Origin of the sequence: Christiangramia lutea (genome assembly GCF_022489035.1) — a bacterium.
In the GTDB taxonomy this organism is placed as follows: Bacteria; Bacteroidota; Bacteroidia; order Flavobacteriales; family Flavobacteriaceae; genus Christiangramia; species Christiangramia lutea.
On the sequence record NZ_JAKVTV010000002.1, the window covers coordinates 502,238 to 516,106 of the forward strand.

Annotated in this window: 18 protein-coding genes; 7 read left to right on the plus strand and 11 right to left on the minus strand. The window is 36.0% G+C overall.

The window, feature by feature from the left end; translation table 11 throughout:
* Positions 1 to 68: 68 nt before the first annotated feature.
* The 8 genes from ML462_RS08645 to ML462_RS08680 form a co-directional block, all read right to left on the minus strand.
* On the minus strand, positions 69 to 434 hold the full coding sequence (locus ML462_RS08645; RefSeq protein ID WP_240713405.1) for a BlaI/MecI/CopY family transcriptional regulator: 366 nt from the start codon (positions 432 to 434) through the stop codon (positions 69 to 71).
* 123 nt (positions 435 to 557) lie between these two features.
* Positions 558 to 953, minus strand: coding sequence for a nuclear transport factor 2 family protein (locus ML462_RS08650; RefSeq protein ID WP_240713406.1), 396 nt, complete (start codon positions 951 to 953; stop codon positions 558 to 560).
* 7 nt (positions 954 to 960) lie between these two features.
* Positions 961 to 1,890, minus strand: a complete 930-nt coding sequence (locus tag ML462_RS08655; protein WP_240713407.1) for a UDP-3-O-(3-hydroxymyristoyl)glucosamine N-acyltransferase — start codon at positions 1,888 to 1,890, stop codon at positions 961 to 963.
* Between the two features lie 10 nt (positions 1,891 to 1,900).
* On the minus strand, positions 1,901 to 2,467 hold the full coding sequence (efp, locus tag ML462_RS08660; protein WP_240713408.1) for an elongation factor P: 567 nt from the start codon (positions 2,465 to 2,467) through the stop codon (positions 1,901 to 1,903).
* Positions 2,468 to 2,476: 9 nt separating this feature from the next.
* On the minus strand, positions 2,477 to 3,262 hold the full coding sequence (gene lpxA, locus ML462_RS08665; protein WP_240713409.1) for an acyl-ACP--UDP-N-acetylglucosamine O-acyltransferase: 786 nt from the start codon (positions 3,260 to 3,262) through the stop codon (positions 2,477 to 2,479).
* A 5-nt stretch (positions 3,263 to 3,267) separates the two neighbouring features.
* The gene (locus ML462_RS08670) at positions 3,268 to 4,665 is read right to left on the minus strand and encodes a bifunctional UDP-3-O-[3-hydroxymyristoyl] N-acetylglucosamine deacetylase/3-hydroxyacyl-ACP dehydratase (protein WP_240713410.1); all 1,398 of its coding nucleotides are present in this window, start codon (positions 4,663 to 4,665) and stop codon (positions 3,268 to 3,270) included.
* Entirely contained in the window at positions 4,658 to 5,683 is a 1,026-nt protein-coding gene (gene lpxD / locus ML462_RS08675) for a UDP-3-O-(3-hydroxymyristoyl)glucosamine N-acyltransferase (RefSeq protein WP_240713411.1), read from the minus strand. Before lpxD ends, ML462_RS08670 begins: the two co-directional genes overlap by 8 nt.
* A gap of 24 nt (positions 5,684 to 5,707) precedes the next feature.
* On the minus strand, positions 5,708 to 6,937 hold the full coding sequence (locus ML462_RS08680; protein WP_240713412.1) for an HD domain-containing protein: 1,230 nt from the start codon (positions 6,935 to 6,937) through the stop codon (positions 5,708 to 5,710).
* A gap of 127 nt (positions 6,938 to 7,064) precedes the next feature.
* Between ML462_RS08680 and porX the strand changes: the two genes are divergently transcribed.
* From porX to ML462_RS08710, 6 genes are all read left to right on the plus strand, one after another.
* Positions 7,065 to 8,615: a T9SS response regulator signal transducer PorX gene (gene porX, locus ML462_RS08685; RefSeq protein WP_240713413.1), complete on the plus strand. Its 1,551-nt coding sequence runs from the start codon at positions 7,065 to 7,067 to the stop codon at positions 8,613 to 8,615.
* A 129-nt stretch (positions 8,616 to 8,744) separates the two neighbouring features.
* Positions 8,745 to 9,149 carry a tRNA (adenosine(37)-N6)-threonylcarbamoyltransferase complex ATPase subunit type 1 TsaE gene (tsaE, locus tag ML462_RS08690; protein ID WP_240713414.1) on the plus strand — a complete coding sequence of 135 codons (405 nt, stop codon included), beginning with the start codon at positions 8,745 to 8,747 and terminating at the stop codon, positions 9,147 to 9,149.
* Between the two features lie 283 nt (positions 9,150 to 9,432).
* Complete coding sequence (locus ML462_RS08695; RefSeq protein ID WP_240713415.1) at positions 9,433 to 9,579, plus strand: hypothetical protein; 147 nt, start codon at positions 9,433 to 9,435, stop codon at positions 9,577 to 9,579.
* A gap of 232 nt (positions 9,580 to 9,811) precedes the next feature.
* Positions 9,812 to 10,126, plus strand: coding sequence for a hypothetical protein (locus tag ML462_RS08700; protein ID WP_240713416.1), 315 nt, complete (start codon positions 9,812 to 9,814; stop codon positions 10,124 to 10,126).
* A 57-nt stretch (positions 10,127 to 10,183) separates the two neighbouring features.
* Positions 10,184 to 11,386, plus strand: coding sequence for an alanine dehydrogenase (locus tag ML462_RS08705; RefSeq protein WP_240713417.1), 1,203 nt, complete (start codon positions 10,184 to 10,186; stop codon positions 11,384 to 11,386).
* A 3-nt stretch (positions 11,387 to 11,389) separates the two neighbouring features.
* The gene (locus ML462_RS08710; RefSeq protein WP_240713418.1) at positions 11,390 to 11,770 is read left to right on the plus strand and encodes a hypothetical protein; all 381 of its coding nucleotides are present in this window, start codon (positions 11,390 to 11,392) and stop codon (positions 11,768 to 11,770) included.
* 35 nt (positions 11,771 to 11,805) lie between these two features.
* Here the strand turns inward: ML462_RS08710 and bcp are convergent, their stop codons facing one another.
* Positions 11,806 to 12,261, minus strand: coding sequence for a thioredoxin-dependent thiol peroxidase (gene bcp, locus ML462_RS08715; RefSeq protein ID WP_240713419.1), 456 nt, complete (start codon positions 12,259 to 12,261; stop codon positions 11,806 to 11,808).
* 31 nt (positions 12,262 to 12,292) lie between these two features.
* Between bcp and nth the strand changes: the two genes are divergently transcribed.
* Positions 12,293 to 12,949: an endonuclease III gene (gene nth / locus ML462_RS08720; RefSeq protein ID WP_240713420.1), complete on the plus strand. Its 657-nt coding sequence runs from the start codon at positions 12,293 to 12,295 to the stop codon at positions 12,947 to 12,949.
* Between the two features lie 38 nt (positions 12,950 to 12,987).
* Here the strand turns inward: nth and ML462_RS08725 are convergent, their stop codons facing one another.
* Together ML462_RS08725 and ML462_RS08730 are read right to left on the minus strand one after the other, a co-directional pair.
* A complete protein-coding gene (locus tag ML462_RS08725; RefSeq protein ID WP_240713421.1) occupies positions 12,988 to 13,140 on the minus strand; it encodes a hypothetical protein in 153 nt (50 codons plus the stop codon).
* 61 nt (positions 13,141 to 13,201) lie between these two features.
* The gene (locus ML462_RS08730; RefSeq protein ID WP_240713422.1) at positions 13,202 to 13,786 is read right to left on the minus strand and encodes an RNA polymerase sigma factor; all 585 of its coding nucleotides are present in this window, start codon (positions 13,784 to 13,786) and stop codon (positions 13,202 to 13,204) included.
* Between the last annotated feature and the right edge of the window lie 83 nt (positions 13,787 to 13,869).

The window sequence follows — 13,869 nt, forward strand, 5'->3', positions numbered from 1 at the left end:
AAAAAATCTTGTAGAAGGAGAATAAAACCAATAGGCAAAGCATGGATTTGATCAAATAGACCAGCATATCATTTCTTTTTTATTCTTTCGTCAATAAGGTCTCGCAATTCCTTTAATTCTTTATCAGACAAATCGGTTTCCCTGGTAAAGAACGAAGCAAACTGAGATGGAGAGTCGTTAAAGAAACTTTTTATCATCCCGTTCATTTGTTTCGAGAAGTACTTCTTTTTGGTAACTTTTGGAAAATATTCCCTGGATCTCCCAACCTGCTCATATCCAACGAAATTTTTATCCTGCATGCGTTTTAAAAGAGTTGCAACGGTGGTTAAAGCAGGTTTGGGTTCTGGATAGGCATTTACCAGATCTTTCATAAAAGCCTTTTCCTTCTTCCAAAGGATTTGCATTAGTTGTTCTTCTGAATTCGATAGTTCCATTTTTTAAAATTGTGTTCTACAAATGTAGAAAAATATTTTAATTCTACAAACATAGAACAAAAAAATAAATAAAAAACCCTCAGTGGATTTACCGGGGGTTAATACTTTATTCCAGGCCTGGATTTAGGTCCATGGATTATCATCCACTTCTTCTCCAAGCTGGCTAATCTGTACTCCTTTGAAAAGTTTATCATCTTTCAGCTCCCAGATAGCTATAAAATGTGCCAGGGGCATCTCCTCTTCAGGATTTTCTATAGTTCTAACAAAATAGGTAAAATGTATTGCTACATTATCATCCTGTGAAACTACTTTTTCAATTTCAGCTCTCAAAGATTCGTAAGACTGGGCTAATTGTTCACTAATTTGCGCAATTCCATTTAGATCTAATTTCCTTAAACCTGTAGTTCCATACCAGGAAAGTTCCACATCTGGATGCAGATATTTTTTCAGAACATCTTCATCCTTATAGAAATTGGATTCATAGAACTTTTTTGCAATTTCATTTGTGCTTAAACCCATAGTTTACTTATTTAAAATTTTTTACAATCTCAGGCAGCTTTTTAATTGCTGCATATTCTTTAAGTTTTGTCCTTACCTCACCAAAAGGTGTACCCCAGTAGGTTGTATTAGGTTCAGTATCCTTAGAAACCCCACACTGTGCCATTAAAACAGTTCCTCTGGCAATCTTAACATCACTTCTAATGCCAACCTGGCCCCAAATTGTTACCTCGTCTTCGATCACTACACAACCAGCAATTCCAACCTGGGATGCAATAAGACAGTTCTTTCCAATAACGGTATCATGACCAACCTGAATAAGATTGTCCAGTTTTGATCCCTCTCCAATTGTGGTATCACCGGTTACCCCGCGATCTATAGAATTGTTAGTTCCAATCTCAACATTATCCTTTACCACAACTCTTCCGCTTGAAAGAAGTTTATCGAATCCTTCTGGTCTTTTCTTGTAATAAAATGCATCTCCACCAAGTACAGTTCCGCTGTGAATAATTACATTATCGCCTAAAATACAATTATCACCAATATTCACATTGCTATGAATAAGGCAATTTTTACCGATTTTCACATTATTCCCAATTACTGCATTAGGCTGGATGAGAGTACCCTCACCAATTTCAGCTGAATCTGAAACTATAGAAGACAATCTTTCAAATGGCTTAAAATACTTGGTAAGTTTATTGAAATCTTTGAAAGGATCATCTGAGACTAGTAAAGCTTTACCCTCAGGACATTCAACTACCTTATTGATCAGCACAACCGTAGCGGCAGAATTTAATGCCTTTTCGTAGTATTTCGGATGATCTACAAAAACAATATCACCGGGTGTAACCACATGGATTTCATTCATACCCAAAACTTCAAATTCGGGGTCTCCTATGTAATCACAACCTATTATTTCTGCTATTTCCTTAAGAGAATGCTTGTGGGGGAATTTCATTTAGAACAGATTATTCCTTAATTCTTTCTTTATAAGTTCCTTTATCGGTTTCGATCTTGATCTTATCTCCCTCATTGATAAATAGAGGAACGTTAACTTCATAACCGGTTTCTACCGTAGCAGGTTTTGTAGCATTTGTTGCTGTATTTCCTTTAACACCAGGCTCGGTATGAGTTACCTCAAGAACTACACTTGCCGGCATCTCAACAGATAATGGCATATTATCCTCAGTATTGATAAGGATTGTCACAACCTCTCCTTCTTTTAAAAGTTTTGGCATATCAAGGGCATTCTCGGTAAGACGAATCTGCGTATAGTCTTCTACATTCATAAAATGCCAGAATTCACCATCTTCATAAAGGAACTGAAATTTATGAGTTTCCACCCTAATATCCTCGATCTTATGTCCTGCGGAAAAGGTGTTTTCCAATACTTTACCAGTAGTAACACTTTTGAGCTTTGTTCTTACGAATGCAGGTCCTTTACCTGGCTTAACATGTAAAAATTCTACAATTTTATAAATATCGTGATTGTATCGAATACAAAGTCCGTTTCTAATATCGCTGGTTGTAGCCATTTCTAATTTTTAATTTGAGCTGAAGTATCCTTTCATGATACCTCTTTGTGAGTTTTTAATGAATTCTAATATTTCGTCTCTTTCGGCAGTAGCCTGCATTTCAGCTTCGATTATAGCCACAGCCTGGGAGTTATTATAATTTTTCTGATACAATATTCGGTAAATATCCTGTATCTCTCTAATCTTTTCGGTTGTAAAACCTCTACGTCGAAGTCCTATGGAATTTATACCTACATAACTTAATGGTTCTCTTCCTGCTTTCACAAATGGTGGAACATCTTTTCTAACCAGAGAACCTCCGGTAACAAAAGCATGATTACCAATACTACAGAATTGTTGAATTGCAGCCATCCCAGCGAGAATTACATGATCTCCCACATTAATATGCCCTGCAAGAGTACTGTTATTCGAAAAAATGCAGTTATCACCAACCACACAGTCGTGAGCAACATGGCAATAGGCCATGATCCAGCAATTGTTCCCAATTACGGTTTTCATTCTATCTGTTGTACCGCGGTTAATCGTGACACATTCTCTAATGGTAGTATTGTCTCCAATTACCGTTAGTGTATCTTCATCATTGAATTTCTTGTCCTGTGGAATCGCAGAAATAACTGCTCCGGGAAAGATACTACAGTTCTTTCCTATGCGTGCGCCTTCCATTATACTCACATTGGAACCAATCCAGGTACCTTCTCCAATCACTACGTTATTATGTATGGTCGCGAAAGGTTCAATTACAACATTTTTTGCAATTTTAGCTCCCGGATGCACATATGCTAAGGGTTGGTTCATTCTGATTATTTTGATTTAACTATTTGTGCCATTAAAACGGCTTCTGTTGCAAGTTGCCCATTTACATAGGCATATCCCTGCATCTGGCAGATTCCTCGTCTAATTGGAGCCAGTAATTCTAATTTGAATATCAATGTATCGCCGGGAACTACCTGTCTTTTGAATCTTACATTATCAATTTTCATGAAATAAGTAAGATAATTTTCAGGATCTGGCACCGATTTCAAAGCAAGTATACCTCCGGTTTGAGCCATTGCTTCTACCTGAAGCACTCCAGGCATTACCGGTTTTCCTGGGAAATGTCCTACGAAAAAAGGTTCGTTCATGGTGACATTTTTCATTCCAATCACGTGTGAATCGGAAAGCTCATAGATCTTATCTACAAGCAAGAACGGAGATCTGTGCGGTAAAGTGTCCATAATATCATTCACATCCATATAAGGAGGTTGTGATAAATCTATTTTCGGCACATTATTTCTTTTTTCGGCCTTGATTACTTTAGCCAGTTTCTTAGCGAATTCGGTATTTACATAGTGTCCTGGCTTAGTAGCGATGATTTTACCTTTTATTCGGGTTCCAACAAGAGCTACATCTCCAAGCACATCTAGAAGCTTATGTCTTGCTGCCTCGTTTGGATAATGTAAGGTTAGATTATCTAATATTCCATTTGGCTTTACTGATATCTCATCACGGTTAAAAGCTACTCTGAGTTTTTTCAGGGTTTCTTCGCTTATTTCCTTATCAACATAAACGATCGCATTATTAAGATCGCCTCCTTTAATTAGACCATGCTCCAATAAAGTTTCTATTTCATGAAGAAAACTGAAAGTTCTGGCATCAGCAATTTCGGTTTTGAATTCAGACAAATGCTCGATTGAAGCATTTTGTGTACCTAAGATTTTGGTTCCGAAATCTACCATGGTAGTCACCTGGTATTCATCTGCAGGCATGGCAATGATCTCGCTACCATTTTCATCACGATAACAAATGATCTCGTCTACAACATATTCTTCTCTATCTGCCTCCTGCTCTACCGTACCGGCTTTTTCAAGAGCTTCAACAAAAAACTTAGAGGACCCGTCCATGATAGGCGGTTCAGATGCATTCAATTCGATATATAGGTTATCGATCTCTAGCCCAACGCAGGCTGCAAGTACGTGTTCTGAAGTTTGAATGGTCACGCCATTTTTATCCAGGTTGGTACCTCTTTGGGTATTTACCACATAACTTACATCTGCTTCGACTTCAGGATTTCCTTCCAGGTCTACTCTTCTAAATACATATCCTGTGTTCTCAGGGGCAGGTTTGAAAGTAAGTTTTACTTCTTTCCCTGTATGCAGGCCAACACCTTCAAGAGAGACCTCCTCCTGAATGGTTCTTTGTTTCACAATTTTATCAGCCATTATTCATTTTTTTTTCGAGTTGGTGTATAATATTCATAGTTCGGGGAAGATTTTTAAAATGGATATAAGACTTATTGTAATCATTATATCCAATTGCAGGGGTTCCCTGTAACATTTCATCATCTTTTATATCACGCCCAATTCCAGATTGTGCCTGGATTTTAACGCGATCACCTATGGTTAAGTGTCCGGCAATTCCAACTTGCCCGCCAATAAGGCAATTTTTTCCAATTTTTGTAGAACCTGCTATTCCACTTTGAGCAGCAATAGCAGTATTCTCTCCAATTTCTACATTATGAGCGATCTGAATATGATTATCTAGCTTCACCCCTTTCCTTATAATTGTAGAACCCAGAGTTGCACGATCTATAGTTGTTCCAGCCCCAATATCTACATGATCTTCAATAATTACGTTTCCAATTTGAGGCACCTTACTATATTCCCCGGTTTCACCAGGACTAAAACCAAATCCATCTGCACCTATAACTGCCCCACTATGGATGGTTACATCACTACCTATAAGACTTTCAGAATATATTTTCACCCCGGCAAAAACGGTTACATTGTTTCCAATTTTTACATTGTCTCCTATATACACGTTAGGATAGATCTTTACATTATCACCTAACTTTACGTTATCTCCCACATAAGAGAATGAACCAAGGTATAAGCCTTCACCATAGGTCACAGATTCAGAAATATGACTTGGCTTTTCAATACCAGATTTATTTAATTTTATCTGATTATAATATTCCAGTAAAGTAGAGAATGCTTTATAGGCGTCCTTTACTTTTATTAAAGTAGTATTTACGGGTTGTTCAACTTCAAAGTCTTCATTAACAATCGTTATTGAAGCATTCGTGGTATATAAAAATGAGGTATATTTAGGATTACTTAAGAAAGTAAGAGAGCCTTCAGCCCCTTCTTCAATTTTAGCAAGCTCTGAAACTTCCGCTTCCGGATTGCCTTCAACCTTGCCTTGTAATATCTCGGCTATTTGCTCTGCTGTAAATTTCATTCTGACAAAAGTAAAAAAAATGCGTTAATCTTTAACTTTTGGATAACACATATAGTATTTGGTAACCGTATTGGTAAGAGCTTTTAAATTAAATTGATCGGAAACCTTTACTACGTCATTGATCTTACCATTTTTATGAAGAATATTAATATTGTTCTTTTCACGCTTATACGCCAGATTTGCTATTTCTCCCTGGAAAACGAAATAAGAAGCCTCTTTTTCTGAAATCCCATATTTCTTCTGAAGGGCAATAGATCGCTTTTGGAGTTTTTCAGGTGAAGGTTTTTTCTTTTTGATCTTTACCTTCAATAGATTCCTGTTGATGATCATTTCGCAAAGATTGCTCAAAACAAAATCGTCTGAATACATCCATTCTTTCATGGCAGATATCACATCATTATCATCTAATCTTGAAAACATCTCCAGGGTATTTTCATCAAAATCTTCCCTGGTCACTTTATTTTCAAGAAAGTACATGAGTGATCCACTAGCATGCAGGCTCTGCCCCTTACCTATTAATTCCTTTGCCCTTTTTAGCACCCTTATAAGAAGCTGCTCTGCAACCAAACTTGTTTTATGAAGATAAACCTGCCAGTACATTAATCTGCGCCCAATGAGAAATTTCTCTACAGAATAGATCCCTTTCTCCTCAATTACCAGCTCGTCATCAACAACGTTCAGCATGGTTATAAGCCGTTCGCTATTAATATTTCCTTCAACGGCACCGGTATAAAAACTATCTCTCTTCAGATAGTCTAACCGATCCATATCCATCTGACTGGAAATAAGCTGATTCATGAATTTCCTGTCGTAACTACCTTGAAAGATCCGGATAGCCAGGGTTAAACTTTGGTCAAAAATGGTATTCATTCTCTCCATAAAAAGGAGTGAAATGGTCTCATGATCAACACCTTCTACCAAACTATGTTCCATGGCATGACTGAAAGGACCATGCCCTATATCGTGCATTAAAATGGCAATCAACAGAGCTTCCTCTTCTTCATCTGAGATCTCTACACCTTTATACCTTAGTACTCTTACAGCTTTTTGCATTAAATGCACACACCCCAGAGCATGATGAAACCTGGTATGGTGAGCACCGGGATAAACCAGATAAGACATTCCCATTTGGGAAATTCGGCGTAATCTTTGAAAGTATGGATGTTCAATTATTTTAAAGATCCGTTCATTAGGGATGGTAATAAAACCGTAAATTGGATCGTTTAATATTTTAAGTTTAGTCTGTGAAGCCAAGCTTTAATTTTCTAAAATTCAAAACAAAGATACATATATGTTATTAGCCTTCTTGTAATCTAGCTGCAAACTGTAATAAGGAAGGTTTTTAGACTTATTTCAATTTAAATAAAATCAAATACGCTTTATGAATAATATCAAAATTTTATGGGTAGACGACGAAATAGATTTACTGAAGCCACATATCATGTTCCTGGAATCACGAAATTATGAGGTTACTACCTGTAAAAGTGGTACGGAAGCATTAGAGCAAATTGAAAATGAAAATTTTGATATTGTTTTTCTGGATGAAAACATGCCGGGTTTAACCGGTTTGGAAACACTCGCTGAGATCAAGGAAAAAAGAGAGACTATTCCCATTGTAATGATCACTAAAAGTGAGGAAGAATATATTATGGAGGAAGCTATCGGTTCAAAAATTGCCGATTACCTCATAAAACCTGTAAATCCCAACCAGATTTTATTAAGTATAAAAAAGAACCTGGATCATTCCCGGCTGGTTTCTGAAAAAACAACTTCTAATTATCAGCAGGAATTTCGAAAGATCGCCATGGAAATGTCGCAGGTTAATTCTTTTGAAGAGTGGGCTGAATTGTATCAGAAGTTGGTATACTGGGAAATCCAGTTGGAAGAGATCGAAGATTCGGGCATGTTTGAGATTCTGGAATCTCAGAAACAGGAGGCGAATAATCAATTTTTTAAGTTCATTTCAAAAAATTACGAAAGCTGGTTCGAGAAGGGTTCAGAGCCACCCGTAATGTCCCATACTTTATTTAAAAAGAAAATCATTCCGGAAATAGAGAAGGATCAGCCTACTTTATTGGTAGTTGTTGATAATTTAAGGTATGATCAATGGAAAACACTGGAGCCTATTATAAATACCTACTATAAAAAGGAAAAGGAAAGCGCTTATTACAGTATACTTCCAACGGCAACACAATACGCCAGGAACGCCATTTTTTCTGGGTTGATGCCTAGCGAAATGGAAAAACTTTTTCCTAAATACTGGAAGAATGATACCGAAGAAGGCGGCAAAAATCTCTACGAGTCCCAATTTCTCGATGAACAGTTAAAACGATTGGGGGAAGATCTTAAAGTTGAATATCATAAAATAAGCAGTTTAAAAGCGGGCAAAAAACTGGTTGATAATTTCAAGACCCAAAAAGGAAATGATCTAACAGTGGTAGTTTATAATTTTGTTGATATGCTCTCCCACTCCAAAACCGAGATGGAGGTGATCAAGGAACTCGCATCTAATGACAAATCTTATAGAAGTCTCACCCAAAGCTGGTTTAAAAATTCTCCTTTACTTGAAATAATACAAAAAGCTCAGCAATCTGGATTTAAATTAATTATCACTACAGATCATGGGACCATCAATGTAAAAAACCCATCAAAGGTTATAGGAGACAAAAACACAAGTCTTAACCTTAGATATAAGACCGGTCGCAGTCTTACCTATGAAGATAAAGAGGTGTTGGCTATTCAAGACCCAAAATCGGTTTATTTACCTACAATAAACATGAGTAGTTCGTATATTTTTGCAAAAGAGGATCTATTCTTTGCCTATCCTAATAATTACAATCATTACGTAAGTTATTACAAAAACACTTTCCAACACGGCGGTATTTCCCTGGAAGAAGTAATTATCCCATTCATCGTTCTAAATCCTAAATAACCGATGAAATACGTTTTTATTCGATGAAATACATCTTAACTTCTTACATCTATCTGATTATCAGTAAAGTGTGGGGGTGTAATTAAATTTTACATATATTTACAATCCCGAATCTGATTATTTTAAATTATGGAGTTAACCTACCAACTTCAAGACCTGGATGTTGCTGTAAATTACATTCTAAGTAATGCTAAAAGCAAAACCTTGCTTTTTTATGGCGATATGGGAGCTGGAAAAACCACTCTTATCAGAGAGTTAGTTAAAGCTCTGGGAGTGCACGAAACAGCTTCCAGTCCTACATTTTCATTGGTAAACCATTACGAATCAGAGGAAGGTTCTGTTTTTCATTTCGATTTTTACAGGATCGAGGATGAGACAGAGGCTTTGGATATGGGTATAGAAGATTACCTGGATTCAGGAAATTGGAATTTAATAGAATGGCCAGAGAAAATTGAAAATTTGCTAGGGGAAAACACCCAAAAATTGGTTTTGAAGGTAGAATCTGAAAATACGAGAAAGTTAAAGTTTTGTTAATAAAATTAAATTGAAGGAAAAAAGCTAACAAAACAAGGTTGTAAGATTTTTTTTACTTTTACAATTGAATTATTAAGCCATTTTTAAGAAAATAATTCATTGAACGATTTATAAATAAATTTAACCTAACATATTTAAAGTTTGAAATACGAAAAATAGCGATTTTTTTTGCTCAAAAAAGGGCGCAAAGGTACAACTAATGTTTTAACTGACAGGATTTTAAGTTGTTATATGTTTGTCTCAGAAAACAAAACGAAACAACAAATCTTAAAAACCTATAATTATGAAACTTAAAGCAGTACTTTTCGCAGCAGCAATATTTGGAGCAAGTTTTTTTGTAACTTCAACTACAGATAACGATACACTTAAAGATGATATCAAAAAACAAGCTGTCGACAGAAGGCTCATCAAAGTTCCTACTAACGGGTAGTATACTTGCAATTATAATTGCTTTTTCACCTTATTTATTTTATATATATGAGATTTTCCCAAATGGACGCATTTGGGAAACTTCTTTATTTACTTATGAGAGTAAATATTATGAAGATGTTCTCACAGCTGCCTGGACTTATTCTAGTAAAATAGTTCCCTTAATTTTACTTCTAATTTGGTTTTTCACCTGTAAACACTGGTGGTATCACGTCATTCTTGTGCCTTTAGTGATGTACGGATATCAGCTAGTGTCTGTATTTTATGAAGATGTTTATTTGGATGTAATTGCCATGGACAGTGGAGACTTAGTGATAATGGCTCCATTTTTCATTATAATTCTCTCCATAGTCTACCTTGTCAGAGTTAAAATTTTTGATAGGATTTATGGGATCGATCTGTCAGAACTAGAAGAAACTGAAATTTCTGTCTTTTCATCTATTTCAGATAAAGACATGAAAGAAGTTAAAAGCTTTCAGGAGGAAGATGATTTTGATGAAATTGATCAATCCAACCTTTTGGTAGAAGACTACTATCGTAAACTATAATCCATTATTCTTGATTTTATAATATTAGTTGTAATTTAACTGCTTTAACTTACTTACATGGGAAAACAGCAGGTTTCACCTTTTACCAAGGATCAACTAATACCACAGGAAGAAACCCTTGAGATCTACAAACCTAAAGGGCAACTATTCATTGGAATCCCTAAAGAAACAGCTTACCAGGAAAAAAGAATTTGCCTAAGTCCAGACGCAGTTGCCGCAATCACCGCTCATGGCCACAGGGTTATGATAGAATCTGGCGCGGGTAAATGGGCTCGTTTTAGCGATAAGGACTATTCTGATGCCGGTGCCGAAATTACCAAAGACACCAAAAAAGTATTTTCCTGTCCTATCATTTTAAAGATTGAACCACCATCTATAGATGAGTTAAAATATATTAATCCGCAGACGATACTTATTTCTGCATTACAGATAAAAACCCAGTGCAAAGAATACTTTCAAAAACTAGCGGAGAAAAGAGTCACTGCTCTTGGTTTTGAATTTATTAAAGATGATGATGGTAGCTACCCTATTGTACGTGCACTAAGTGAGATTGCAGGAACAGCATCAGTATTGATCTCTTCTGAAATCATGAGCAATCACGCCAAAGGAAACGGATTGATGTTCGGGAACATAAGTGGTGTGCCTCCCGTAGAAGTAGTAATTATTGGAGCAGGAACAGTTGGTGAATTCGCGACTAGATCTGCCATAGGACTTGGTGCCAGCGTTAAGGTTTTCGACAGTTCACTAACCAAATTAAGGAATATTCAAGCCAGCCTGGGAAAAACTTTTTACACCAGCACTATTCAACCAAAAAACCTAACCAAAGCATTAAAACGCGCCGATGTAGTGATTGGTGCTGTTCGTGGAAAAGATCGTTCCCCTATCCTGGTTACAGAAAATATGGTGCAAACTATGAAACGTGGCGCCGTAATAATTGATGTAAGCATAGATATGGGTGGTTGTGTAGAAACCAGCGAGATCACTTCTCATGACGAACCAATTTTTACAAAACATAACGTAATTCATTATTGCGTCCCTAATATTCCCTCACGATACGCACGAACCTCTTCGCTTTCTATTAGTAACATATTCACCCCCTACCTTTTACATATTGGTGAGGAAGGTGGCCTTGAAAATACTTTAAGATTCGATAAAGGTTTGCGCAGTGGTTTGTACTTTTACCACGGAATTTTAACCAGCAAATCTATAGCCGACTGGTTTAACCTTTCCTACCGTGATATAAACCTATTGATATTTTAAATAATGAAGCTTATTCATCGACTTGCATATTATGGTGTAGGTCTTTTTTTCGGAATTGTAATTTTAATTTTCTTCCTGGGAGGAAAAAAAACCTCCTGTGATTATTCGCCGAATGCCAGGGTATTAAAAAACATCAGGATCAAAGAGCGAATTTTTTCTAATAGCTCTATGCAATTCTTCGAATCGAATAAAATTGATACGGCTACTGTTTCAAAAATCCTAAAAGATGGAGATGTTGATTTTAATAAGAGTAATACAGAAGCTGAACCCTGTAATATTTATTTCATTTCTGGTGGATCTGAAGAACATGTCTTAGAACTTGAAATAGAAAATTGCGACAGTATTGCAACAATTCAAAAGGTATATATAAAAAAGGACGAGTAATTAACCCGTCCTTTTTCTTTTTATTATAACTGAATTTAATCTTCCAGTATTTGTTCTGCGTGGGCTTTAGTCTTTACCTTTTTGATCACCGCTTCAATTTTTCCATTTTCATCAATTAAAAATGTTGTTCTGTGAATTCCATCATATTCCTTACCCATGAATTTTTTTGGGCCCCACACACCATATGCATTTATGACTTCTTTATCTTCATCAGCAAGTAATGGATATTTGAAATCATATTTATTTTTAAAGTTTTGCTGCCTCTTTTTAGAATCTGCGCTTACTCCTAAAATTTCATAACCTTTCTCATTCAGAACCTCATAATTATCACTTAGATTACAAGCTTCAGCAGTACATCCAGGTGTACTGGCTTTTGGGTAGAAAAAAAGAACCAGTTTTTTTCCTTTATAATCCGATAAACTTATTTCATTTCCATCCTGGTCTTCAGCTTTAAAATCGGGAGCCTTATCCCCTTCTTTCAATGTTGTCATAATTATTACTTTTGCCCTAAATTAAAACTTTATGACCAAACAGGAAAAGGTACAGTTCGTTATTGAAACGTTAAATGATATTTACCCGGAAATACAAATCCCGCTGGATCATAAAGATCCGTATACGCTATTAATAGCAGTTCTTCTTTCAGCCCAAAGTACAGATGTGAAGGTTAACCAGATAACCCCAAAACTTTTTGAAATTGCAGATGACCCATTCAAAATGGTAAAATTATCGGTAGAGGAAATTAGGGAAATAATAAAACCGGTAGGACTTTCACCTATGAAATCAAAGGGGATACATGGTTTATCAAAGATCTTAATAGAAAAATACAATGGAGAGGTTCCCGCCGATCTGGAAGCATTAGAGGAATTGCCGGCTGTAGGACATAAAACTGCGAGTGTTGTGATTTCACAGGCTTTTAACATTCCTGCCTTTCCTGTAGATACACATATACATAGACTTATGTATCGTTGGAATTTCAGCAATGGTAAAAACGTAAAACAAACGGAAAAAGATGCGAAAAGATTATTTCCTGAAGATCTATGGAATAAACTTCACCTTCAAATTATCTGGTACGGAAGGCAATATTCGCCTGCGAGAGGATGGGATCTGGATAAGGATGTAATTACTAAAACTATTGGAAGAAAATCAGTAATCAATGAATATTTGAAGAAAAAGAAATAAAAAAAGACCTGCGGCTAATTTACAGGTCTTTTTAAAATTTAATTCAAAATCCTTTCAAACTTCATCTTTTCGTAATCAACCACACTAAGTGCCTTTGAATAATTCAAAAGAAGGTCAATGGTCTCCTTTTTCGGTTTAAGATGATTAATCTTTTCTTCTTTAGAAGTTTTTTTAAAGTAGAGTTTCCCCATTTGGTTTTCATTTTTGTTAGTATAATAGAATAACGCAGCAAATGGGGGGATATTGTTTAAGCTAATTCGTTAAAATTAAATTTCTTTTTTCTATAATCTTCCGGAGGTTTATTAGAGCATATCTCATCCTTCCCAGGGCAGTATTTATACTTACTCCGGTGCGTTCCGAGATTTCTTTAAAGCTCATATCCTTATAGATACGCATTGTTAAAACTTCAAGTTGATCCTCTGGAAGTTCCTTAATAAGCTCCTGAACATCAGATTCGATCTGGTCTTTAATGATCTGGGTTTCAGCGTTAAGATCACCATCACTCAAAACTGAAAAAATATTAAAATCCCCGCTATTATCGAATTTGGGCATTCTTTTATTCTTTCTGAAATGGTCTATTATAAGATTATGTGCTATTCGCATGACCCAGGGAAGAAATTTACCTTCTTCGTTGTATTTACCTCTTTTTAAAGTCCGGATCACTTTGATGAAGGTGTCCTGGAAGATATCTTCAGCGATATCCCTGTTGTAGACCTTAGAAAAAATAAAACTGTAAATACGGTGTTGGTGACGATTGATGAGGGCGCCAAGTGCGTTTTCATTTCCATCAAGATAATTACGTACAAGTGACGCGTCAGTTACCTTAGTGTTATTCATAACAGTTACTTTAGATGCACAGGAATTAGGGATTCCCGTAGGTTAGGTTATTTAGTTTAAAAAAAGTAACTGTGCTGAATAGG

What these genes read in the sequence shown, in the direction of transcription:
- ML462_RS08645 (WP_240713405.1), bottom strand. Translation starts at nt 434, where the DNA reads ATGGAACTATCGAATTCAGAAGAACAACTAATGCAAATCCTTTGGAAG.
- ML462_RS08705 (WP_240713417.1), top strand. Translation starts at nt 10,184, where the DNA reads ATGGGAAAACAGCAGGTTTCACCTTTTACCAAGGATCAACTAATACCA.
- ML462_RS08655 (WP_240713407.1), bottom strand. Translation starts at nt 1,890, where the DNA reads ATGAAATTCCCCCACAAGCATTCTCTTAAGGAAATAGCAGAAATAATA.
- tsaE (WP_240713414.1), top strand. Translation starts at nt 8,745, where the DNA reads ATGGAGTTAACCTACCAACTTCAAGACCTGGATGTTGCTGTAAATTAC.
- lpxA (WP_240713409.1), bottom strand. Translation starts at nt 3,262, where the DNA reads ATGAACCAACCCTTAGCATATGTGCATCCGGGAGCTAAAATTGCAAAA.
- ML462_RS08700 (WP_240713416.1), top strand. Translation starts at nt 9,812, where the DNA reads ATGTACGGATATCAGCTAGTGTCTGTATTTTATGAAGATGTTTATTTG.
- ML462_RS08650 (WP_240713406.1), bottom strand. Translation starts at nt 953, where the DNA reads ATGGGTTTAAGCACAAATGAAATTGCAAAAAAGTTCTATGAATCCAAT.
- ML462_RS08695 (WP_240713415.1), top strand. Translation starts at nt 9,433, where the DNA reads ATGAAACTTAAAGCAGTACTTTTCGCAGCAGCAATATTTGGAGCAAGT.
- nth (WP_240713420.1), top strand. Translation starts at nt 12,293, where the DNA reads ATGACCAAACAGGAAAAGGTACAGTTCGTTATTGAAACGTTAAATGAT.
- efp (WP_240713408.1), bottom strand. Translation starts at nt 2,467, where the DNA reads ATGGCTACAACCAGCGATATTAGAAACGGACTTTGTATTCGATACAAT.
- bcp (WP_240713419.1), bottom strand. Translation starts at nt 12,261, where the DNA reads ATGACAACATTGAAAGAAGGGGATAAGGCTCCCGATTTTAAAGCTGAA.
- porX (WP_240713413.1), top strand. Translation starts at nt 7,065, where the DNA reads ATGAATAATATCAAAATTTTATGGGTAGACGACGAAATAGATTTACTG.
- ML462_RS08710 (WP_240713418.1), top strand. Translation starts at nt 11,390, where the DNA reads ATGAAGCTTATTCATCGACTTGCATATTATGGTGTAGGTCTTTTTTTC.
- lpxD (WP_240713411.1), bottom strand. Translation starts at nt 5,683, where the DNA reads ATGAAATTTACAGCAGAGCAAATAGCCGAGATATTACAAGGCAAGGTT.
- ML462_RS08725 (WP_240713421.1), bottom strand. Translation starts at nt 13,140, where the DNA reads ATGGGGAAACTCTACTTTAAAAAAACTTCTAAAGAAGAAAAGATTAAT.
- ML462_RS08730 (WP_240713422.1), bottom strand. Translation starts at nt 13,786, where the DNA reads ATGAATAACACTAAGGTAACTGACGCGTCACTTGTACGTAATTATCTT.
- ML462_RS08670 (WP_240713410.1), bottom strand. Translation starts at nt 4,665, where the DNA reads ATGGCTGATAAAATTGTGAAACAAAGAACCATTCAGGAGGAGGTCTCT.